Consider the following 18,715-nt stretch of genomic DNA (forward strand, 5'->3'; position numbering starts at 1 on the left):
TCTTCTGATCTTGCCATCCCAAACCGGCAACACGAGACCGATCTGAATCAGCCGCAGAACCCTGTAAGACCCGCGCTCAGAGCGTTTTACACACCAGCCAGGCGCCCCAGAAAAGACTGCTGAAAAATCGCGTTGCATCACCAAACCCGGCGTCATGCAGCAACTGCTGAACCGCAGCTTCGGAATGCGGAGGATCAGCGCCCTGCAGAATCTTCCCCAGCCTGGCCTGTACCTCCTGCGCACTCGCACCCTGCTGCCGCCAGCGCTGGCCCCACGCCTGAAGCAACAACGGTTGGCTGGCGTAGGCGTAATGATTGCCCGCCACAATCAATGGCGCGCCTGGCTTGAGTCGAGCCTGAACCGCGCGCAGGATTTGCTGCTTGGCCGCATCGCCCGGCAGGTGATGGAGCACGCCGATCAAGGTCGCTGCATCAAAGCTCTCATCCGCCGGCAGATCCTCGACCTGCCCCAGATGCACCTGCGTTCTAGGCAACAGATCGTTAGCCTGTAACTGCTGCGTCGCGGCCTCCAGCATCGGCTCAGAAGGATCGACAGCGGTGAACGTCCAACCCGGCTCCAGCGCGCCCATCGCAATGATCTCCTGCGCCGTACCACCCGCGCCGACCACCAGCACCCTGGCCGATCGAGACTGGCCGAGACTGGCGGCCAACATGCACGCGGCCAGATCGTGACAGGCGTCATAACCGGCCAGGGCGATACGACTTTGCTGGGCGTATTCGTTGGCGCGGGCGGTGTCGAATTTTTTTGCGGAGGTCGATTGCATGGCGTTGCTCCTTGTTATTTGAGCAACTTACGCCGTGAACGGAGACAAGCAAAATTCATTAATTTTATGCTTGGCATTCCCCTGAGGAATGCCCCTCACCAGCGATTGGCGCTTATTCACAGACTCGCGGTTTTACGCCACGGATAGCGTTGCGGCAGTCTTCCAGTAATTGTTCGCGGAAGGGTTCGATTTCCTCCCAATCCATCAACTGCATCAACGCTGCAGCTGTGGTCCGAAGTGGCTGCCACTCTTCATGATCGAACATGAACCAGTCGTCACAGTGAAAAGCCGCGTCAGTCAGCGCATTACACTGCTCCCAGAGAAGTTGCAGGCGCGTTCTGATCTCTACGGATAACGCGCTGCCGCAAGCGGTGAGCGTTCTTTCCAGTGGCAACATCACTTCAGACCAGGTTTCACAAGCCGGGCAGTACGGAATCCCACATCGCTGCAAATCCGCCGTCATGGCCAAAAAATCAAGCGCCTGCAACCCTTCGCAAACGGAAAAAACCCGGCCGTACTCATCCTGGCCATACCAGCCCCACAATATTTCTGAAAACTTCATGACGCCCCAAAGAACACTCCAGCCGAAACACCGTGCCGCATGCACTTTATCAGCGTGCTGGCGGCGACAGAATACGCCCGGCCCGGCTAAAATTCGCAGCCTGCTGACCCCGCATCAAGAGGTAGTGCTAAGTGTTGAACCGTTTTATCGCCTCGCGTGAAAGGATGGCCGTGGATTTAAGCCAGGCACGCTTACTGGTAGGCCAGACACTTCACGCGCTACTGCACGACCAGTACTATTTTAACGGTGAACCGTGCCCGCGAGATGCAGGTTCACTGCTATGGCGGTTTGGCGAAGATCAAACCCTTGCGATGTACCTGCTCAGCGATGGTGAAAGTGTCGGCGCCGATCAAGCGGAGCTGCAATTGCCGGCATCTTTTCGCATTGAGGAGGATGGCGAGTGCTCGTGGCGTCGTGAAGATTTGCTGGCCGAATTATCCCGCCTCGCGATTGCAGCCAAGCTCATCACACAGGTTCAAGGCGTTATCGACAAGTGGCCGGATCAGCAGAGCCGGCTGGTCGCTTTCAAAATCACGTTCGAGACTGGCGACTACTTGGTCTATCTGAACCGTGGGGATGACGCCGTTGTGTTGATCAACGAAATGCCCCCGGAGGTGGTGGGTGTCGACACGCGGGTATTGGACGCGTTTTAAATAACGCCGTAATGACAAACCAGTGGCGAATGAAATGCCGCTCGCCACTGGCCAGCGTCGTACATTACTGAAACAGCAATGCCTGAAGCCCCTTGTGTCCCTCGACAATCAGGCTGCGAATCAACGCCTGATACTGCTCGGCCGTATTCGGCTGTTGCAGGTCGAAACTTGCTGACCAGGTAACGAGCGTCTGGCTGCACTCCGTCAACGCAACCAACCGTACCGTCGCCACGTAATTATCCAGCGGCAAGGGTGCTTCCTCGAAACGATAGGACAGCGTTAATCCTCGATCATCGACCGACAACAAGCGCTCCCTGACCACAGCGCCATCGGCCAGGACCAGTCTGCGAACGCAACCTGTCAGGCCATCAGGCACGCCGCCTTCGATCTCGCTGTTCACAATCGAAGGATGCCATTTATGGATCTCGCCAAATTTCTTCAAGACGTCCCAGACCTGCTCTGCACTGCGCTCCAGAACAGCGGAATAATCAACCATCGTCATCGTATAAACCCTTCAAATAGACAGTTCGCCGATCCCGGCAACAGGCCTGCCGGGACCGGTTGATGCTTACGCGTCGAACTGGTGATACACCTTGGCAATCACCTTCCAGACGCTGTCCATTTTGATCAGCGTCAGATAGTCGTTGTAGTCGGCGCCAATCGCATCGTTCTCCATATCGACACGCACCACGGCGGTGGTCGGGGTGATTGCCAGTACGTCCAGGCGCGTGGTGATTTCAGGGGCGCCACCGTTCTTCTCGACAAAATCGAACAGGTTGCTGATCGGGCCACCCAGCAGTTCGCCGTTGGTGAAACCGTACATCACTGCATCTTTATGGAAGGCCTGTGCAACGCCAGCAGCGCTGCCGACCCGCAAACCTTCGACATACTGATTGGCGGTGGCGATGACAGCGTTGTATTCAGCGGTCGATACTGCCTTGATGTTTTTTGACATGGTTGTTTCCTCTTGATGTAGACGAGCGATCAGAGTCGCTTTCTGGTAAAGCAAATGGGGCAAAACAGCCGCTATAAACGTCACCAATCCTGGCGCGTCGGCGAGATGATCAAGTCGTTGACGGTGACGTTTTCCGGCTGGTTGAGTGCGTAGATCACCGCGCGGGCGATATCGTCCGGTGCGATGGCGATCCGGTTAAGCGCCTGGGCCGCTTTGCGCCCCTCGGGATCACTGACCTTGTCCGCCCAGCCGGTATTGATCACGCCGGGGCTGACCGTGTTGACGCGAATGCCATGCTGCACACCGAGTTCCTTGCGCATGGACTCGGTCATGGCCTGGACAAAGAATTTGGTAGCGCTGTAAACGCCTGCTGCCGGGCCGACCTGATGGCCCGCCACCGAGTCCATGTTGAGGATCTGCCCGGACTTCTGCTCGAGCATCACAGGCAGCACCGCCGCGATGGCGTTCAGATAGCCTTTGATGTTCACGTCGATCATCTTTTCCCAATCCTGTACGGCCAGGTCGACCCAGTTGGAAAACAGCATCAGCCCGGCGTTGTTCACCAGAATGTCGACGGTGCCGTAAGTTTCCCGGGCGAATCTGGCCAGTGCCTGGGTCTGCTCCGCTTGAGTGACGTCAGTGGTGAACGCGAGCACTTCATGGCCGGCTTCGCGCAATTGGCCGACGAAGGCTTCCAGGCCCTCTGTATCCACTGCCGCAGCCACCACGCGGACACCCTCTGCGGCCAGCGCGCGGGTGGTTGCCGCGCCGATACCAGACGATGCGCCCGTGACGATGGCGACCTTGTTTTGCAGATAATTCATGCTCACACCTCTTGGCGATAATGCGTTGGCGACCCTGCGTCGTACCGGGCGCAGGTCGTGGTTTTTCAGGCGTTGGCGGTTGGCCAGTCGGTGTAACCCTTGGCGCCACCGCCGTAGTAACTCTCGCGTGGCGCGATGGTCAGTTCGAGCCCACGACGCAGACGCGTCACGAGGTCGGGGTTGGAAATGAACAGACGACCAAACGCCACCGCATCAATCCGGCCCTGCGCCCGACGCTCCAGTGCCATCCCCAGGTCGTAGTTGTTATTGCCGATGAATGCCCCTGTGAACTGCGCACTCAATGCATCCAGATCCACACCTTCAGGCACGGTGCGCGAGGTGGCCGTGGCGCCTTCGACGAAATGCAGATAGGCCAGATTGAGGGGATTGAGTTGCCGGATCAGGTAACCGTAAGTCGCCATGACATTGCTGTCGGGCGGCGTATTGCCGGCGTCCGGCGTGACCGGCGAAAGACGAATCCCGACCCGCTCGCTGCCCCAGATCGAGACCACGGCTTCGGTGACTTCCAGAGTCAGTCGAGCGCGGTTTTCAATGGAGCCGCCGTATCGGTCCGTGCGCTGGTTGGTGGAGTCGCGCAGGAACTGGTCGAGCAGATAGCTGTTGGCGGAGTGGACTTCCACGCCGTCGAAACCGGCGCGCTTGGCATTTTCGGCGGCCAGCCTGTACTGCTCGATGATCCCTGGAATTTCCCAGGTCTCCAGTGCGCGCGGCATCGACACCTCGACAAAACCTTTCTCGGTGTACGTGCTGCCTTCCGCCTTGATCGCCGAAGGCGCCACCGGCGCAGCGCCGCCGGGCTGTAACTCGACGCTGGAAAAACGCCCCACGTGCCACAACTGGCTGACGATTTTGCCACCCGCTGCGTGTACGGCGTCGGTGACTTTTTTCCAGCCGGCGACCTGCTCTTCCGACCAGATTCCCGGCGTCATCGCATAGCCTCTGCCCTGCGCGGAAATATTCGTCGCCTCGGCAATAATCAGGCCGGCACTGGCGCGTTGGGCGTAGTACGTCGCGTGCATTTCATTCGGTACGCCGTCTTCGGCCATTCGGCTACGGGTCACCGGAGCCATGACAATCCGGTTGGCCAGTTGCAGTGCGCCCATGGTCACGAGTGAAAAAAGGTCGGTGTCTGAAGCGTAATCCGTCATAAATCCTCACAATCAATAGACCGGTCGTCTAGTAAACAAACCCAAAAAAAACGTCCCTGTGTCAGCAGACGTGCACGTGTGATCGGTGCAACCGCAAAGCTGCGTTGTCCCGGCTAGACCCTTGCCGCTGGGTGAGCGGGTAGCGGTTGCAGTTCGACCTTCTCCCACTTGGCGATCACCAGCGGTGCAATGGCATTACCTAATACATTCAACGTGGTGGTGCCGCTGTCGATGATCCTGAAGATGCCGGCAATCAGCGCCACGCCTTCCAACGGCAGCCCGGCTGAAGCCAATGTGGCTGACAGAATGATGATGGCAAAACCCGGCACCCCTGCCGCCCCTTTGGAGGTCAGCACCATCGTCACCACCAGCAGAATCTGCTGAGACAACGACAGGTCGATGCCATAAAGCTGCGCGACAAAGATTGTCGCCACGCCGAGAAAAATCGACGCGCCATCGAGATTGAATGCATAGCCCACCGGCACCACGAAACTGACGATCCGACGCGGTACACCGTAGCTCTCCAGCTTGGTCATCAATTGCGGCATGACCGCCGCTGAGGCTGCACTGGAAAACGCCAGAATCAACTCGTTGCGGAAGTAGCGGATCAACTTGAAAATGTTTTCGCCAATCAAGTAGCAAATGCCACCCAGCACCACCAAAGCGAAAACCATCAGTGCCAGATACACCACGCCAATCAACTTGAGCAGCGGCAACAATGAGGCGAAACCAAACGTCGCTACCGTCGCGCCGATCATGCCAAACACCCCGATTGGCGCGTAGGCCATGACAATTGAGACGACTTTGAACATCGCATCAGAGAGGCTCTGAACCACGGCGATGAAAGGCGCACTTTTGTCTTTCGGCAATGCGTTCAATGCCAGGCCCAACAGCACGGCGAAGAACAACACCGACAGCAACTTCGCCTCCGACATCGCCACGATCACGTTGTCTGGAACGATGTTCTGCAAAATCACCAAGGCGCCTTTCGAAGGCTCCAGGTTAATGGCCGCCGAACTGTGCGAGACGCCTGAAATATCGGTCCCGGTGCCGGGCTCGAAGAGGTTGGCGAAACACAAGCCTATGACGATCGCCAGCGCGGTAATCGCAAAGAAGTAGCCGAGCGACTTCGCCCCCATCCGGCCAAACGACTTGCTGTCGCCACCGCCTGCAATCCCCAGGATCATGCAACAGAACACAATCGGTACAACCACCATCTTCATCATCTTGATAAAGATGTCACCGAGCGGTTTTAAGATCTCGGCGCTGACCCATGTTTGATACTGCGGATGCGTATTGAAGTACCAACCGACGAGCACGCCAAGCAACAGCCCGGCAACGATTTGCCACACCAAGGGAATACGTTTCATGTCTAGCCTTCTTGTTGGAATGAAAGGTCTGCGGGTAACCGCAGTTGCTAGAGTCATGAGCTTCCAGCTCACTAGAGATCAAATGGCACAACGCGGTTGTGCCATGCCTGTTGTTACTTGGCGAACAGTTGGCTCATATCCTTGAAGGCCTTGAACTCGAGGGCGTTGCCGCACGGGTCGAACAGAAACATGGTGGCTTGCTCGCCCACCTGACCTTTGAAACGAACGTACGGCTCGATCACAAACTCGGTCCCAAACGACTTCAGACGCTCGGCCAACGCTTCCCATTGCGCCCAACCCAGGATGATGCCGAAGTGTGGCACCGGCACATCGTGACCATCGACCGGGTTGCTGTGAACGCTCTCTTGCGAGGCGGTTTTCGGGTGTTCGTGAATGACCAGTTGGTGACCATAAAAATCGAAGTCGACCCACTGTGTGCTGGAGCGCCCTTCTTCAAGACCAAATACCTCACCGTAAAAGGTCCGCGCTGAAGCCAGGTCGTAAACAGGGATTGCCAGGTGGAAAGGTGAAAGGCTCATCAGAACTCCAGATATTTTTGTTGGTTGGCGAATTCCCACCGTCATTGGCGCTCTCGGTTCAGCCGTTGCCGGGGATGGGAAACATCCTAGGACGGAAAACCAAACAGAAAAATCAATATATATTTCTTAGAAACACAATTAATATTTGTGAATGATCAAAGAACTCAAGACACTCATCGCTGTGGCGCGCGAAGGCACATTCGCTGCGGCCGGCAACAAGATCGGTCTCACGCAGGCCGCCGTCAGCGCACAAATCCAGCGGCTGGAGGCTGAACTCGGCTTCGAGATATTCGACAGAAAAGGCCGCTCGGCGCACCTCAACAAAATGGGCCACGAGATTCTTCTGCAAGCGCAGGAGTTGCTCAGGCTTTACGAAAACCTGGGCTCGACGACGATGGGCCAACCGCCCAGTGTGCTGGTCAACATCGGCGCGATCGCGTCCGTGCAGCGTTCCTATTTACCGGATGCGCTGGCGAAGTTTCACCAACATTGTCCGCAGTGCCGCACGCGTGTGGTCCCGGGGCTGTCGATGGAGATGGTGAACCTCGTCGACGCTGGCGAGATCGACATGGCCGTCATCATTCGCCCGCCTTTCTCGCTGCAGAGCGATCTGCGCTGGACGACTCTGACGCTGGAGCCCTACCGCTTGATCGTGCCGCGCGACGTGCCGGGAGAAGACTGGTCTGAACTGCTCTCCAGTCAACCCTTCATTCGCTATGACCGATCATCCTTCGGCGGCAGGCAGGTCGACCGCTTTCTGCGGCAAATGCATTTCACCTTGCATGAGGTGTGCGAACTGGATGAGCTGGAGGCGATTGTCAAACTGGTGGAAAACGCTGTCGGCGTTGCGCTGGTGCCGCAAACAACGCCCGAACCGCAATGGCCGGCAGGCGTGCGGGCACTCGACCTCGGGGCGCACACTTTTCACCGGGATATCGGCCTGGTCCATCGCTCTCGCCGCAGCATGACTGAACCGGTGCGGAAGATGGCTGACCTGATCAGTGAGCAGGTCAAGGCGGCTTCCTCTAGCAACACAACGCTCATTGCCAATGATCAAATCAGGATTGGCGAACCTTGAATCCGCTTACGTAAATTGGCGCATGTCCCTCATTACGCCGTGACGACGATCAACTCCGGCCAGATTTCCTGCCATCTCTTGGATTGAACCCGGTCCGAGAACAGCGCGTATTTTTCAGTGCGGAATCGCTCGGTTGGCCGCACCACCAACGAGAACAGATCGTCCAGTCCCAGCGGCGCCGCCACTTCTATTTCGTCGTCACCCCCCAACCTGACGCCCACCGCCGTGGCGGTTTCCGGCCAACAGGTCATCGCATCGGTGGCCGAATGATAGGGGGTATCGGCGTTGCGCTGATGCAGGTGATCCCAGACCAGACTGCGCACAAAACCTGCCGCGACCCAGCAGTCCGGCAATTCGAGACCACGAACAGTCCGCAGAACCTGCATTCGTACTCGATCTTGAGCCAGCAAAGCCTTGAGCTGCGCTTCGTGGTTCATCCGGTTCCCTCCCTTACCCATGGCTGTGCAGTGTTCAATGGCTGACGCCACACGCAGTCATTCGCAGCTTTGCCAAACGAGCTTTGCTACTCTGCCGCATCCACTTCATCAGGACAAACGGCATATGGATATTGCCCCGCAGTTCATTGTTCATGAAACCGACCACTGGCTTATCAACCACCACCTGGCAAGTGCCCTACCCGGCTATCTGATGCTGGGCTCCAAACTCAAAACCTCTTCATTGGCTGACTTATCGGCTGAAGCCCTGGCGGAAATGGGTGGCCTGCTCGCCAGGACCCAGCAGATCATGGAGCGGATATTAACTCCTGCGCATCTCTACATTGGCCGCTTTGGTCATCAACCGGACTGGCCCATTCACTTCCATTTCATTCCTGTTTATCACTGGGTCGAAGACTTGTTCTGGAAGGATGAGCGCTATCGACAACTGGCAAACTTTGCCTACGCTGAAAACGCTCTCGCGGCGACTGACGGTGCCGAGCTGACACTGTTTATCTGGAGGGAGTTTGGAGAAAACCCGACACCTCCAGAGGCGCCGGGGCTGTCGGTCGAAGAAGTGATCACCAAGCTGCAAACTGCGTTCCTGTAAACAAAACTGCGGTCCGATGCGTTGTTGTTACGGAGATGAAATGGCATTCCCCCCTCTGCACAATTTCAAAGTATTCGAGAGCGTCGCCCGCTTGGGCAGTCTGGCGGCGGCGGTTGAGTTGCATGTCACCATCGGTGCGGTCGCATCGCTGAAGGTCGTGATTGTTTAACGTTTTTTGCGTTGTGTTTAAGAACACTTGGCGTTACGTCTGAAAGGCGCTTGTGAATGCCTGCTTCCGGCCAATTGCGGCCCATCAATTAAAGGCGCTTTTGTCCGAAAAGCACCATTCAAAAATATTTGAAGCACGACGCGCAGGCACCGACCTCAAGGACGATGTAGCCCTGTCGCATCCCGCCAGTACATGGTTTGTTCGAACTGAAAGCTAACTAGAAAGAAGGCTGAACACGACTGAGATATTGATTGGGCGACTTTTTCCAAATCTTCCATAGCCGACTCTCCCTCTGGTTCAGGCCCTTTAATTCTGATGGTACAACGCACAGCGACAGGAAAGTCGATACCCATTGTATTCTCAGCATAAATCGTGTGGTCACCGAAGGCGTCATCGGTACTTAATTTAAGTCCTGAGCTAAATTCAGCGTATAGCCCATCTTCTGTTACCTCGACTTTTCGAGCACCAGCATTCTCAAGTGCATTGCTCAATGTCAAAATTGTGAGCGTACTATCAGCTTCCAAACATAGATCAAGACTCATCAATTCTCCCTTTTTCCCGCAGAACACTTGCACCAAATTTCAATGCAACCGTCGCGACAGTGTATTTGACTAGCGGTATGAATGTCCGCTTTTGGCCGATAGCAGCCATCCACAAACGCCCTGCGCCAATCAAAAACCGCGACCAAAATCCCCCCACACTGCATCCACTCCCTGCTCCGTAAATTCATCACCCTCACCCGAAGGGTCGAAGAATTCAGGAGATGCATCATGCACACGTTCATCAAACGCAGTGCCCTTACCTGCTCACAGTGCTGAGCCTTGGCGCTGGATTCGGTTTCGCCGCCGACACCGCCATGTATCCGACGAAAACCATCGTCGAAAACGCCGTCAACGCCAAGGATCACACGACGCTCGTTGCCGCGGTCAAGGCTGCCGGACTGGTTGATACGCTCAACAGCAAAGGCCCCTTTACCGTCTTCGCCCCCGACAATTAGGCCTTCGCCAAGCTGCCCGCCGGGACTGTCGATACGCTGGTCAAACCGGACCACAAGGCAGACCTGACGAAGATCCTGACCTGCCACGTCGTCGCCGGCACCCACACCGCCAAGCAGTTGATGGATGACGCGAAAATGCACAGTGGCAAAGTGATGCTGAAAACCGTTCAGGGCGAATCGCTGACCGTCATGTTGCACGACGGCAAACTGTGGTTGGTGGAAGCAAAAGGTGGCAAGGCTGCAATCACCGTCGCTGACGTGATGCAATCCAACGGCGTGATTCATGTCATCGATACGGTGCTGATGCCGAGTTGATTTCTAACGGCCTGGGCGGGCGTTCTTCAGAGCGTTCGCCATGGGTTGGAAGTGGCTCAGCAACCGCGATATATGGTTTGAATGACATCCGCGCTCTAACCATTGTCTGAAGTCGCCAGGGCGCGAAGCCCTGGCAGGCAGCAGAGACTACTTTTTCTTTTTCGCAGGCTTTTCTGCCTTGTCTGATTTCTTGGTTTTTTCGGGCTTGCTGTCAGCTTTCTTGGCGGACTTCTTCGGTTCAGGGTCTTTTTTCTTGTCTTTCTTGTCCTTGTCAGAGGATTTCGAAAGCGTCGAGGCCGCCGCAGCTTTCTTCGTCGGTGATGCCTTTTTGTCTTTCAACTCTTTGCTGGCTTTGGAAGCTTCACCTTTGCTTTTCTTATCGTCTTTAGCCACGTTGACCACCTCTCGGAGCATGCCGGTATTGGCACATCGCCTGTGGGAATACCCATAGGCTAATCATTAGGCGAGCGTGTCCGAGAGCGGTTCAAATTCTTTTGTGAAGCGTCGTGCAAGGGCCTCACCCCTGACCTGCATAGCCATCACCGCGAAGCCTTTGCGGTGCCTCGCTGTGAGACTGATCAGTTCTGACGAGCGGATACGCCCTTCAGTCGCTTCCCCCAATCGCCGCCATGAATGTTTTGACACTCTTGCTCCGAGTCGAAGCGGACATTGCGATCGGTAAGCTTCAGCTCGATACCGGCCTCACTCAACGCTACAGCCGTCAGCTCGAAGATGCGCACTTTCGCCTCAACCTGAGCGAGCTTTCTATCAGCGAGGGTTTCGAATACCCAGATCACGCTCAGGGTTTCAGCCAGTGCGCTCAGGTCAGCCGTGTGGGTGAGCCAGGTGAAGCCTTTGATTTCAGTTTTTGCTGTTTCGCACGCGTCCGTCAGCGTGGAGATCAGCCGGCGCTCCATGCGCGCCAGTTCACGTTTGCCTGCAGGCATTGCAAGTTCCTTGGAAGATCATCGGGGGAGCGGCATCTCAGGCTGTTTAACCCGGTCGCGGATAGCCTCGGCAACGTGCGCGTCAGTTTGATCGAGCAGTATACCGGCGGTATCTCTTATCAAGGTCCATGTTCACTGGCTGACCGCTGCCATGCAGACCAACCCTGCTAATCTCTGCCCCATGAAAATAGCCATCATCTCCGACACCCACGGCCTCCTCCGCCCCGAAGCCCTGAACGCCGTTCAGGGTGCCGAACTGATCATCCACGCCGGCGACATCGGTGCCGCCGAAATCCTCGCGCAACTGGCCGAAGTCGCGCCGGTAAAGGCGGTGCGGGGCAACAACGATCTAAATCTCCCTTGGGCCGCCGACCTCCCGGACCACCTCACCCTCGACCTCAATGGCTGGCCAGCCCTGCTGACCCACGACATTGCCGACGTCGCCGCCCTCCTCGACAGCTCCATCAAACTGATCATCACCGGCCATTCCCACAAGCCCTTGATCGAATGGCGTGGCGATCGGCTCTACATAAACCCAGGCAGCGCCGGGCGTCGGCGTTTCAAACTTCCGGTCACCCTCGCCCTGCTCGACATGGGCGCAGATGCTCTGGAGCCGCAACTCATCCATCTTCTGCCCTGAAGGTTTTTCGGCGCGGCGGCCTGCGGACGATTGCCTGAATTCCATGATGACTTTTCTACTGTGCCAGCGCCTTCGCCATGATGATCGTGCGCTCCGCCTGATGGTATTCATCCCGGACTTTCTTGAAGCCAAGTGCTGCATAAAAGCCTTCGGCGGTAATGGATGAGGGAACACGCAGCGAGTCGATACCTGCGCTCAAGGCAACTGTTTGAATCCGCTCCATCAGGTGTCTGCCTATACCTTGCCCCTGATGTCGTGGGTCGACGAACACGCTGCGAACCACGTCGTGATCAAGGCTCGCCGTTGCCACGATGTGATTGTTGACCGTGGTTACGAGTACCTGACGCCGGGCCAACAAATCCAGAACCGCCCGTGGTGAAAAACTTTGCTCAACCTGATCAATGATGTCGGATGAGTAGTCCAGCGCGTTGGACTGGCGAAGGGTATTGATGATGGTCCGGCTGATCGCCGAAGCATCCGCCGGGGTCGCGGTGCGAATCAGGTAATCCATTCTGGCAAGTCCTTCCGCTGGATCGTTTGAGCGTAGAAGGATTCGTTTGCTACGACACCCAAAAGCTGAATTTTCTGTTCGTTCGGCGGCAGTTACTACGAGCTATCTGCTGGGTGCCGTTGTATCTCGCAAGCAACATCGTGTCGGTACCGGCTCCAATCTAAGCTACGGATACTTGTATTGACATATCGGTAAATCTCGATATCCTCAGCGACATGGACCTACTCGAAATCTTCAAAGCCCTCTCCAACCCTACGCGCCTTCAAATCCTGAAGGGGCTGAAGGATCCCGCAAAGAACTTCCCGCCACAGGATGAAGGTGACGTTCTCACGGTGGGCGTCTGCGTCAGCAGTATTCAGGAAGGTATCGGGCTGTCGCAGTCAACGGTGTCTGGTTATCTGGCGACACTGCAGCGAGTGGGCCTGGTGGAAGTCCGGCGTATCGGTCAGTGGACCTACTACAAGCGCAATGAAGCAACCATCAGTGCCTTGGCCGAGATCGTAGGAAAAGAGCTGTAATTTTTTACCACAACATATCGAGATATCTCGATATCCCTTTTTATAGATATGAGGAACTACAATGAAAGCGATGGTGCTTAAATCATTTGGCGGTCCGGAATCGTTCGAACTTTGCGACGTTCCCAAGCCCGTACCGCAGGCCGGACAGGTGCTGGTGCGGGTGCATGCAACCTCTATCAACCCGTTGGATTACCAGGTCCGCCGTGGCGATTACCCCGATCTGGTGCCACTGCCGGCCATTACCGGCCATGACGTATCCGGGGTTGTCGAAGCGGTCGGGCCGGGTGTGATGGCGTTCGCTGCGGGCGATGAGGTCTGGTACACGCCGCAAATATTTGACGGGCCGGGAAGTTATGCCGAGTACCACGTTGCGGCTGAAAGCATTATTGGCAGGAAGCCGCCATCGCTAAGCCATCTCGAAGCGGCGAGCCTGACGCTGGTGGGCGGCACAGCGTGGGAAGCGCTGGTCGGGCGTGCGGCGCTGCAGGTGGGAGAAACCATCCTCGTGCACGGCGGCGCGGGTGGCGTTGGCCACGTGGCAATCCAGTTGGCGAAAGCGATGGGCGCGAAAGTGTTCACGACCGTGCGCGAAGCCAACGCTGAGTTCGCAAGAAGCATGGGCGCCGACGTGGTCATCGACTACGAGAAAGAGGATTACGTCGACGTCATCATGCGCGAAACCGCAGGCCAGGGAGTCGATGTCGTGTTCGATACCATCGGTGGCAACACCTTGTCGCGCAGCCCCGACGCGCTCGCGCAACTTGGCCGCGTGGTGACGATTGTCGACATTGCCCAACCGCAGAACCTCGTACAGGCCTGGGGCAGGAACGCCAGCTATCACTTCGTTTTCACCCGACAAAATCGCGGCAAGCTTGATGAGTTGGCCGCATTGGTCGCGCGCGGCCAACTACGCCCCCATGTGGGTGCCGTTTATGCGCTGGCCGACCTGGGGCTCGCCCACGCACGGCTGGAAAGTCCGAATAACGGCATTCGAGGAAAAATCGCAATCGCTGTCGAGCCATCCCTGATCGCGTAAGCACGGACTTTCAACCCGCGCATTCCTTCCTGAGGTACACCATGATTTACGAGATCGCTGTACTCCCCGTTCATAAAGAATGCATTGAACGTTTCACACACGCGTTTGCTGAAGTGGCGCCGTTGCTCACTCGCGCCAAGGGTTACCTCGGCCACGTGTTCGCACAGGGGATCGAAACGCCCGAAGTCTTCAACCTGATCGTGCGCTGGCGATCACTTGAGGATCACACCCCGGGTTTTGAAGCGAGCGAAGACCATCGGTTGTTCATGCTCGGACTGGAGGAACATTTTTCCGAAGAACCGACTGTCTATCATGTTGAAGGGCCGGGTTTTACTGATCCAGACAACACCGGTCCTGAAACTTTTCCGCCCCATCCGGCCTGATCACCTAACCTCATAGACTGTGTGTCCATCGAGAGTCGGCCAGTCCCATGCGCAACAGCTTGAAGTCGTTGTTTTCAGTGCTATTCGTCTTGCTCATCTGCAGCAGTCCGGTGCTGTGGGCAGCCGAATTGCCTGCGCCTTCGGTGGCCGCTGTCGCCCCGCTGCCGGTGATTTCACAAAACGACCTGCAAGCCTTGCAGCAGCGCCTCGACGGCCTCAAGCAACAAATTTCCTCGGCAAACAATTACAACCAGCTCGAAGGCCCGCAGGATCGGGTGCAGGCGTTCATTCTGGATGTCGATAAATTGTCGGCGGCGTTGCTGCCGCAGCAGGCGCAGTTGGCCGTGCAGTTGAGTGTGTTGGGCGCGGCGCCAGCGACCGAGGTGGCCGCCGAACAGGCGGATATCGTTGCGCACCGGGCGTCGTTGGCGGAACAGAAGAACAAAATCGATGCGTCGCTGAAGAGTCTGGCGGCGCTCAAGCAAAGCGCGGCGGAGCTGATTACGCAGATCGCCGGTATCCGTCGCACGTTGCTCGAGAGCGAGCTGACGCTGGGCACTCACAGTGTGTTGAGCCCGGACTTCTGGTCGCCGCTGGTCAATCCAACGCAAGATGATCGTCAGCGTTGGCGTTTTTTCGTCGCCCAGGTCAGCGAAACCTGGGCCACGGTCTGGGCGCCGGGGCAGCGTTTCTATACCAGTTTCCTGGTGTTGCTGGCGCTGGTTATCTGGACGTTCGGGCGCCGACTGGCTGAGCGCGGGCTGACGTGGGTATGCATTCATCGCATGCCGGAGGGGCGTTTGCGTCGTAGTGCGCTGGCGTTCGCTTCGGCGCTGGCGACAATTGTTACCACCGGCCTCGCCCTGCAATTGCTGTTCTATGCCTGCACGCGTCACGAGCCGTTGACGCCGGTGCTGGAGACATTTTCCGAGGAGTTCGAAAAAGCCGTTTATGCCTGTGTGCTGATCACCGGCCTGAGCCGCGCGTTGTTGTCCACCCAGCATCCGTCATGGCGGTTGCCGGCGATTGCCGACCCCGTGGCGCTGGCGATGAAGCCGTATCCGCGCATTCTGTCGGGCACGCTGCTGGTGCTGGTGACGCTGGTGCAGGTGAGCAACTCTACCGGCATGAGCAGTCAGATTGTCGTGGCCGGGCGCGGCGTCATCTCGATTGTGGTCATGGTGATTGTCGTGTCGTTGCTGTTGCGCGTGGGCAAGGTGCGCAAGGCATTGGTCGCCGCGAACGATGCCTCGGCCACCGGCAGTACGTTTTCCGGCGTGGTGTACACCATCGCCAGTATTTCGATGTTGGTCTCGGCGATTGCCCTGCTCACTGGCTATATCTCGCTGAGCCGGTTCATCACCTATGAAGTGGTCTGGGCCTACATCGTGCTGTCGGGTTTCTACTTGCTGATCCAGGTCATCAAGGACAGCTGCGAGCACGTATTTTCGCCCAAACACGCCAGTGGCAAGGCGCTCAAACAGTTGCTGGGAACCAGTGATCGACGGCTCGAGCAGATCTCGATTCTGTTGTCCGGGTTCAGCCGCGCAGCGCTGTTGCTGCTAGCGGTGATCGCGCTGTTTGTCGGCGGCATCGGCACCACGCTCGGGCAGTTGGCGACCAATATCATGGCGATCCTCGGCGGCGCCGGCTTGCGCAAGTTCAATATCGTCCCGGCGCATCTGCTCAACGCAGTGTTGGCGCTGATGATCGGCATCTGGCTGATCCGCGCCCTGCGCCGCTGGCTCGACAACGAGTTCCTGCCCAAGACCGACATGGACCCGGGCATGTGTGCATCGCTCAGCACGCTGTTTTCCAATATCGGTTATGCCTTCGTGATCCTCATGACCCTGTCTTCGCTGGGCGTGCAATGGACCAACCTGGCGTGGATCGTCAGTGCGCTGTCGGTGGGCATCGGTTTCGGTTTGCAGGAGATCGTGAAGAACTTCGTTTCCGGCCTGATTCTGCTGACCGAGCGCCCGGTGAAGGTCGGCGATCTGATCAGCATCAGCGGCGTCGAGGGCGACATCCGCCGGATCAACGTGCGTGCCACGGAAATCCAGCTCAGCGACCGCTCGATCGTGATCGTGCCGAACTCGCAACTGATCTCGCAGAACCTGCGCAACGTTACGCTGGGTGGCAGCGCTCAGGGTGTGGCGTCGCTGGAGTTGATGTTCCCGCTGGACATCGACCCCGAAGAGGTCAAGGACCTGCTGCTCAACACCTATCGCGAGAACGAAACCATCCTCGATAAACCCGCGTCGTTCGTGCGTTTCAGCAAGTTGTCGCCGGACGGTATTACCCTGACGGTGACCGGCTATGTCGGCAGCCCGAGGATCGTCGGGGTGACCAAGAGTGACTTGCTGTTCGAGATTCTCAAGCGCCTTGGCGCAGCGGGAATCGCCCTCGCCACTCCCCCACCCAGCAGCCCCTGACACCCCCTGCAGGAGCGGCGGCACACTGCGATCTTTTGATCTTGATCTTAAAAAACAGGATCAAAAGATCGCAGCCTCGTTGCACTCGATAGCTCCTGCAGGCTATGCGGTGTATTGGAGAGCCTGTTGGCGATGGCAGGGTAAAGTCTTCGTCGTCACTGCCGAAATGTTAATGTGCCATCACTTTTAATCCGACAGTGTGCCCTCCGCATGGATGCCTTGATCCGCCGTTTCAGTTGTTTGTCTTTGCTTGCCCTCGCCCTCTACGGATGCCAGAGCCCCCCGCCCCCCAAACAGACGAGTGCCGATCTCGAAGCGCTGGGGCGGATCGCGTTTGATGAGGCGATGCTCGGTCAACCCGACCCGAATACCATCGTGCGCGATGGCGATCACGTCAGCTATTACGTGATGGCGACTGAGGGGCGGCGAATACTTCAACTGGCGAACTTCAACGCCGACTGTCATCTGCCCGATGCGCAAATGGCGCATTTGACCAACAAGGGCATGCTTCAGTTTGTGGCTGTTCGAAACAGTGGCGCAAACGAAGACAAGCAAATGCCTGCCGAACAGAAAAAACTGTTTCTGCAGAGTCCTCAATTCAAACAGGTTTGTGCTCAGACACCGGCGGCGCAATGGCGGGTCATTTCGGCACCGGAGTTACGGGAATGGCAGCTGATTGATCGTGCCAGCCTGAATCAAAAAGACGGCCAGATATTCTTCTGGTCCGCCCGGGTACCCGCAGGCGAAACGCTTCTGCCCCGCGAAAATGGCCTGTATGCGCAGAAGCGTATGCGCTGGAGCGCTGATTGCGCTAAACAACAATTGACCTCGCTCAGTACCTTCTACGTTGATAAGCAAAGCCGCGTGATAGCCGGCGCGATCAGCGTTGACGCCGTCGCCGAGAAAACTCTGGACGCCGACAACCGTCAACTGCTGGCAACCGCATGTGCCACACCGCAGGTGTTGGCGGCACTGAAACCTTTCTCCGGCCGAGAGCAAACGCCATTCATATTGGCTGATCCAGTCCTGCCTGCCTCCGTGACGAAATCCATTGAAGCGTTGAAATTGCCGGCCCCGGAAAACAACATTCAACGCTTGCGCGTGATCTTCAAAGACCCAAACGAGGCTGATCGGCGCAGGCAGTTTCAGGAGGCGGGCATGTCGTACCTGCTCTCGAACAACCCCGAGCGGCTGGCGCTGGGACGTTTGGGCAGGGACAGCCGCTACCTTGGATACGAGCCGGGCAAGCAGCTCACAGAACGCTACAACGATAAAAACCATCAATCGGTCAACATCACTTTCCGAGGTCTGATCGACCTCGCCGACATCGATTACCGTACTGACCGTTACGGGATCACCGTGAAAAAAAACGCGATCACCGATCTGCGATTCACCGGTGACTGGACGAACATGCCTGTCGGTGCGCTTCTGAGCTACACCGAACAAAGATCCAGCCCCCGCTTCCAGAAAGCCCCAGAACCGGAGGACACAAGGTTTGACTGCGCCGTGGAAGCACAAAAGCCTGCCAGTGCGTTCTTTCCATCGTTGACGGGCAGCGCCAAAGTCATCACTTGTACAGGCAGGCACTACCGCTACGGTGAAAGCACTGCGATGTATGCCTATTTGCAGGCGTACGGGATGTTCGTGCCGATCGACCTCACCCAGAATCGCAGCTATGGCGAATTCAAGATCGAAGTGGTCGAGTGAGTGCCGCAGGCGTTTCGGGTTATTCCCGAAACGCCTGACTGCCTGCTTTTCAGGTCTTTATTGACGGTCGAACGGCAGC

Annotated in this window: 23 protein-coding genes and 1 pseudogene; 11 read left to right on the forward strand and 13 right to left on the reverse strand. The window is 57.1% G+C overall.

Annotated elements, in window-relative coordinates:
- Nucleotides 1-76 precede the first annotated feature (76 nt).
- Together CQ009_RS17080 and CQ009_RS17085 are read right to left on the reverse strand one after the other, a co-directional pair.
- Nucleotides 77-784, reverse strand: a complete 708-nt coding sequence (locus CQ009_RS17080) for a class I SAM-dependent methyltransferase (protein WP_105707641.1) — start codon at nt 782-784, stop codon at nt 77-79.
- A gap of 112 nt (nt 785-896) precedes the next feature.
- Nucleotides 897-1,346: a hypothetical protein gene (locus CQ009_RS17085; protein ID WP_105707644.1), complete on the reverse strand. Its 450-nt coding sequence runs from the start codon at nt 1,344-1,346 to the stop codon at nt 897-899.
- 131 nt (nt 1,347-1,477) lie between these two features.
- Here CQ009_RS17085 and CQ009_RS17090 point away from each other — a divergent pair, with 131 nt between their 5' ends.
- Nucleotides 1,478-1,999: a hypothetical protein gene (locus tag CQ009_RS17090; RefSeq protein WP_105707647.1), complete on the forward strand. Its 522-nt coding sequence runs from the start codon at nt 1,478-1,480 to the stop codon at nt 1,997-1,999.
- Nucleotides 2,000-2,063: 64 nt separating this feature from the next.
- On the opposite strand, the gene CQ009_RS17095 is transcribed toward CQ009_RS17090, so the two are convergent.
- The 6 genes from CQ009_RS17095 to CQ009_RS17120 all read right to left on the reverse strand — a co-directional run bounded on the left by CQ009_RS17095 (nt 2,064) and on the right by CQ009_RS17120 (nt 6,856).
- Complete coding sequence (locus tag CQ009_RS17095) at nt 2,064-2,501, reverse strand: SRPBCC family protein (RefSeq protein ID WP_105707650.1); 438 nt, start codon at nt 2,499-2,501, stop codon at nt 2,064-2,066.
- Between the two features lie 66 nt (nt 2,502-2,567).
- Entirely contained in the window at nt 2,568-2,954 is a 387-nt protein-coding gene (locus tag CQ009_RS17100; RefSeq protein ID WP_064390384.1) for a nuclear transport factor 2 family protein, read from the reverse strand.
- Nucleotides 2,955-3,034: 80 nt separating this feature from the next.
- A complete protein-coding gene (locus tag CQ009_RS17105; protein WP_105707652.1) occupies nt 3,035-3,778 on the reverse strand; it encodes an SDR family oxidoreductase in 744 nt (247 codons plus the stop codon).
- A gap of 65 nt (nt 3,779-3,843) precedes the next feature.
- Nucleotides 3,844-4,947: an alkene reductase gene (locus CQ009_RS17110; protein ID WP_105707655.1), complete on the reverse strand. Its 1,104-nt coding sequence runs from the start codon at nt 4,945-4,947 to the stop codon at nt 3,844-3,846.
- A 113-nt stretch (nt 4,948-5,060) separates the two neighbouring features.
- Nucleotides 5,061-6,317, reverse strand: a complete 1,257-nt coding sequence (locus CQ009_RS17115) for a cation:dicarboxylate symporter family transporter (protein WP_008085680.1) — start codon at nt 6,315-6,317, stop codon at nt 5,061-5,063.
- Between the two features lie 113 nt (nt 6,318-6,430).
- Nucleotides 6,431-6,856 (reverse strand): VOC family protein, encoded by a 426-nt coding sequence (locus CQ009_RS17120; protein WP_008085681.1) that lies wholly within the window; start codon nt 6,854-6,856, stop codon nt 6,431-6,433.
- A 151-nt stretch (nt 6,857-7,007) separates the two neighbouring features.
- Between CQ009_RS17120 and CQ009_RS17125 the strand changes: the two genes are divergently transcribed.
- Nucleotides 7,008-7,934: a LysR substrate-binding domain-containing protein gene (locus CQ009_RS17125; RefSeq protein ID WP_105707657.1), complete on the forward strand. Its 927-nt coding sequence runs from the start codon at nt 7,008-7,010 to the stop codon at nt 7,932-7,934.
- 32 nt (nt 7,935-7,966) lie between these two features.
- On the opposite strand, the gene CQ009_RS17130 is transcribed toward CQ009_RS17125, so the two are convergent.
- Nucleotides 7,967-8,371: a nucleotidyltransferase family protein gene (locus tag CQ009_RS17130; RefSeq protein ID WP_105707659.1), complete on the reverse strand. Its 405-nt coding sequence runs from the start codon at nt 8,369-8,371 to the stop codon at nt 7,967-7,969.
- Between the two features lie 124 nt (nt 8,372-8,495).
- On the opposite strand from CQ009_RS17130, the gene CQ009_RS17135 reads away from it, so the two are divergent.
- Both CQ009_RS17135 and CQ009_RS17140 read left to right on the forward strand, forming a co-directional pair.
- The gene (locus CQ009_RS17135) at nt 8,496-8,978 is read left to right on the forward strand and encodes an HIT family protein (protein WP_105707661.1); all 483 of its coding nucleotides are present in this window, start codon (nt 8,496-8,498) and stop codon (nt 8,976-8,978) included.
- 40 nt (nt 8,979-9,018) lie between these two features.
- The gene (locus CQ009_RS17140; RefSeq protein WP_256585447.1) at nt 9,019-9,147 is read left to right on the forward strand and encodes a hypothetical protein; all 129 of its coding nucleotides are present in this window, start codon (nt 9,019-9,021) and stop codon (nt 9,145-9,147) included.
- 155 nt (nt 9,148-9,302) lie between these two features.
- Here the strand turns inward: CQ009_RS17140 and CQ009_RS17145 are convergent, their stop codons facing one another.
- Nucleotides 9,303-9,689 (reverse strand): hypothetical protein, encoded by a 387-nt coding sequence (locus CQ009_RS17145; RefSeq protein WP_064390347.1) that lies wholly within the window; start codon nt 9,687-9,689, stop codon nt 9,303-9,305.
- Between the two features lie 314 nt (nt 9,690-10,003).
- Here CQ009_RS17145 and CQ009_RS17150 point away from each other — a divergent pair.
- Nucleotides 10,004-10,459, forward strand: a pseudogene (locus CQ009_RS17150) (fasciclin domain-containing protein).
- Between the two features lie 147 nt (nt 10,460-10,606).
- Here the strand turns inward: CQ009_RS17150 and CQ009_RS17155 are convergent.
- Together CQ009_RS17155 and CQ009_RS17160 are read right to left on the reverse strand one after the other, a co-directional pair.
- The gene (locus CQ009_RS17155; protein WP_064390717.1) at nt 10,607-10,861 is read right to left on the reverse strand and encodes a hypothetical protein; all 255 of its coding nucleotides are present in this window, start codon (nt 10,859-10,861) and stop codon (nt 10,607-10,609) included.
- A 176-nt stretch (nt 10,862-11,037) separates the two neighbouring features.
- Complete coding sequence (locus tag CQ009_RS17160; RefSeq protein ID WP_105707664.1) at nt 11,038-11,406, reverse strand: hypothetical protein; 369 nt, start codon at nt 11,404-11,406, stop codon at nt 11,038-11,040.
- 181 nt (nt 11,407-11,587) lie between these two features.
- Here CQ009_RS17160 and CQ009_RS17165 point away from each other — a divergent pair, with 181 nt between their 5' ends.
- The gene (locus CQ009_RS17165; RefSeq protein ID WP_105707666.1) at nt 11,588-12,046 is read left to right on the forward strand and encodes a metallophosphoesterase family protein; all 459 of its coding nucleotides are present in this window, start codon (nt 11,588-11,590) and stop codon (nt 12,044-12,046) included.
- Nucleotides 12,047-12,101: 55 nt separating this feature from the next.
- Here CQ009_RS17165 and CQ009_RS17170 read toward each other — a convergent pair whose 3' ends face one another.
- Nucleotides 12,102-12,557, reverse strand: a complete 456-nt coding sequence (locus tag CQ009_RS17170) for a GNAT family N-acetyltransferase (RefSeq protein WP_105707668.1) — start codon at nt 12,555-12,557, stop codon at nt 12,102-12,104.
- Between the two features lie 215 nt (nt 12,558-12,772).
- Here CQ009_RS17170 and CQ009_RS17175 point away from each other — a divergent pair, with 215 nt between their 5' ends.
- From CQ009_RS17175 to CQ009_RS17195, 5 genes are all read left to right on the forward strand, one after another.
- Entirely contained in the window at nt 12,773-13,075 is a 303-nt protein-coding gene (locus CQ009_RS17175; protein ID WP_064390718.1) for a helix-turn-helix transcriptional regulator, read from the forward strand.
- A gap of 61 nt (nt 13,076-13,136) precedes the next feature.
- Nucleotides 13,137-14,111 (forward strand): zinc-dependent alcohol dehydrogenase family protein, encoded by a 975-nt coding sequence (locus tag CQ009_RS17180; RefSeq protein ID WP_064390393.1) that lies wholly within the window; start codon nt 13,137-13,139, stop codon nt 14,109-14,111.
- Nucleotides 14,112-14,152: 41 nt separating this feature from the next.
- Nucleotides 14,153-14,494: an antibiotic biosynthesis monooxygenase gene (locus tag CQ009_RS17185; RefSeq protein ID WP_105707671.1), complete on the forward strand. Its 342-nt coding sequence runs from the start codon at nt 14,153-14,155 to the stop codon at nt 14,492-14,494.
- Between the two features lie 47 nt (nt 14,495-14,541).
- Nucleotides 14,542-16,929, forward strand: a complete 2,388-nt coding sequence (locus CQ009_RS17190; protein WP_105707673.1) for a DUF3772 domain-containing protein — start codon at nt 14,542-14,544, stop codon at nt 16,927-16,929.
- 210 nt (nt 16,930-17,139) lie between these two features.
- Nucleotides 17,140-18,636, forward strand: coding sequence for a hypothetical protein (locus CQ009_RS17195; RefSeq protein ID WP_105707675.1), 1,497 nt, complete (start codon nt 17,140-17,142; stop codon nt 18,634-18,636).
- The last annotated feature ends 79 nt before the right edge of the window (nt 18,637-18,715 follow it).

The organism is Pseudomonas sp. MYb2 (assembly GCF_002979955.1).
In the GTDB taxonomy this organism is placed as follows: domain Bacteria; phylum Pseudomonadota; class Gammaproteobacteria; order Pseudomonadales; family Pseudomonadaceae; genus Aquipseudomonas.

Bases quoted from the DNA above. Each gene is read 5' to 3' on its own strand.
- CQ009_RS17080 (WP_105707641.1), bottom strand. From the start codon at position 784: ATGCAATCGACCTCCGCAAAAAAATTCGACACCGCCCGCGCCAACGAA.
- CQ009_RS17085 (WP_105707644.1), bottom strand. From the start codon at position 1,346: ATGAAGTTTTCAGAAATATTGTGGGGCTGGTATGGCCAGGATGAGTAC.
- CQ009_RS17095 (WP_105707650.1), bottom strand. From the start codon at position 2,501: ATGACGATGGTTGATTATTCCGCTGTTCTGGAGCGCAGTGCAGAGCAG.
- CQ009_RS17100 (WP_064390384.1), bottom strand. From the start codon at position 2,954: ATGTCAAAAAACATCAAGGCAGTATCGACCGCTGAATACAACGCTGTC.
- CQ009_RS17105 (WP_105707652.1), bottom strand. From the start codon at position 3,778: ATGAATTATCTGCAAAACAAGGTCGCCATCGTCACGGGCGCATCGTCT.
- CQ009_RS17110 (WP_105707655.1), bottom strand. From the start codon at position 4,947: ATGACGGATTACGCTTCAGACACCGACCTTTTTTCACTCGTGACCATG.
- CQ009_RS17115 (WP_008085680.1), bottom strand. From the start codon at position 6,317: ATGAAACGTATTCCCTTGGTGTGGCAAATCGTTGCCGGGCTGTTGCTT.
- CQ009_RS17120 (WP_008085681.1), bottom strand. From the start codon at position 6,856: ATGAGCCTTTCACCTTTCCACCTGGCAATCCCTGTTTACGACCTGGCT.
- CQ009_RS17125 (WP_105707657.1), top strand. From the start codon at position 7,008: ATGATCAAAGAACTCAAGACACTCATCGCTGTGGCGCGCGAAGGCACA.
- CQ009_RS17130 (WP_105707659.1), bottom strand. From the start codon at position 8,371: ATGAACCACGAAGCGCAGCTCAAGGCTTTGCTGGCTCAAGATCGAGTA.
- CQ009_RS17135 (WP_105707661.1), top strand. From the start codon at position 8,496: ATGGATATTGCCCCGCAGTTCATTGTTCATGAAACCGACCACTGGCTT.
- CQ009_RS17140 (WP_256585447.1), top strand. From the start codon at position 9,019: ATGGCATTCCCCCCTCTGCACAATTTCAAAGTATTCGAGAGCGTCGCC.
- CQ009_RS17145 (WP_064390347.1), bottom strand. From the start codon at position 9,689: ATGAGTCTTGATCTATGTTTGGAAGCTGATAGTACGCTCACAATTTTG.
- CQ009_RS17160 (WP_105707664.1), bottom strand. From the start codon at position 11,406: ATGCCTGCAGGCAAACGTGAACTGGCGCGCATGGAGCGCCGGCTGATC.
- CQ009_RS17165 (WP_105707666.1), top strand. From the start codon at position 11,588: ATGAAAATAGCCATCATCTCCGACACCCACGGCCTCCTCCGCCCCGAA.
- CQ009_RS17170 (WP_105707668.1), bottom strand. From the start codon at position 12,557: ATGGATTACCTGATTCGCACCGCGACCCCGGCGGATGCTTCGGCGATC.
- CQ009_RS17175 (WP_064390718.1), top strand. From the start codon at position 12,773: ATGGACCTACTCGAAATCTTCAAAGCCCTCTCCAACCCTACGCGCCTT.
- CQ009_RS17180 (WP_064390393.1), top strand. From the start codon at position 13,137: ATGAAAGCGATGGTGCTTAAATCATTTGGCGGTCCGGAATCGTTCGAA.
- CQ009_RS17185 (WP_105707671.1), top strand. From the start codon at position 14,153: ATGATTTACGAGATCGCTGTACTCCCCGTTCATAAAGAATGCATTGAA.
- CQ009_RS17190 (WP_105707673.1), top strand. From the start codon at position 14,542: ATGCGCAACAGCTTGAAGTCGTTGTTTTCAGTGCTATTCGTCTTGCTC.
- CQ009_RS17195 (WP_105707675.1), top strand. From the start codon at position 17,140: ATGGATGCCTTGATCCGCCGTTTCAGTTGTTTGTCTTTGCTTGCCCTC.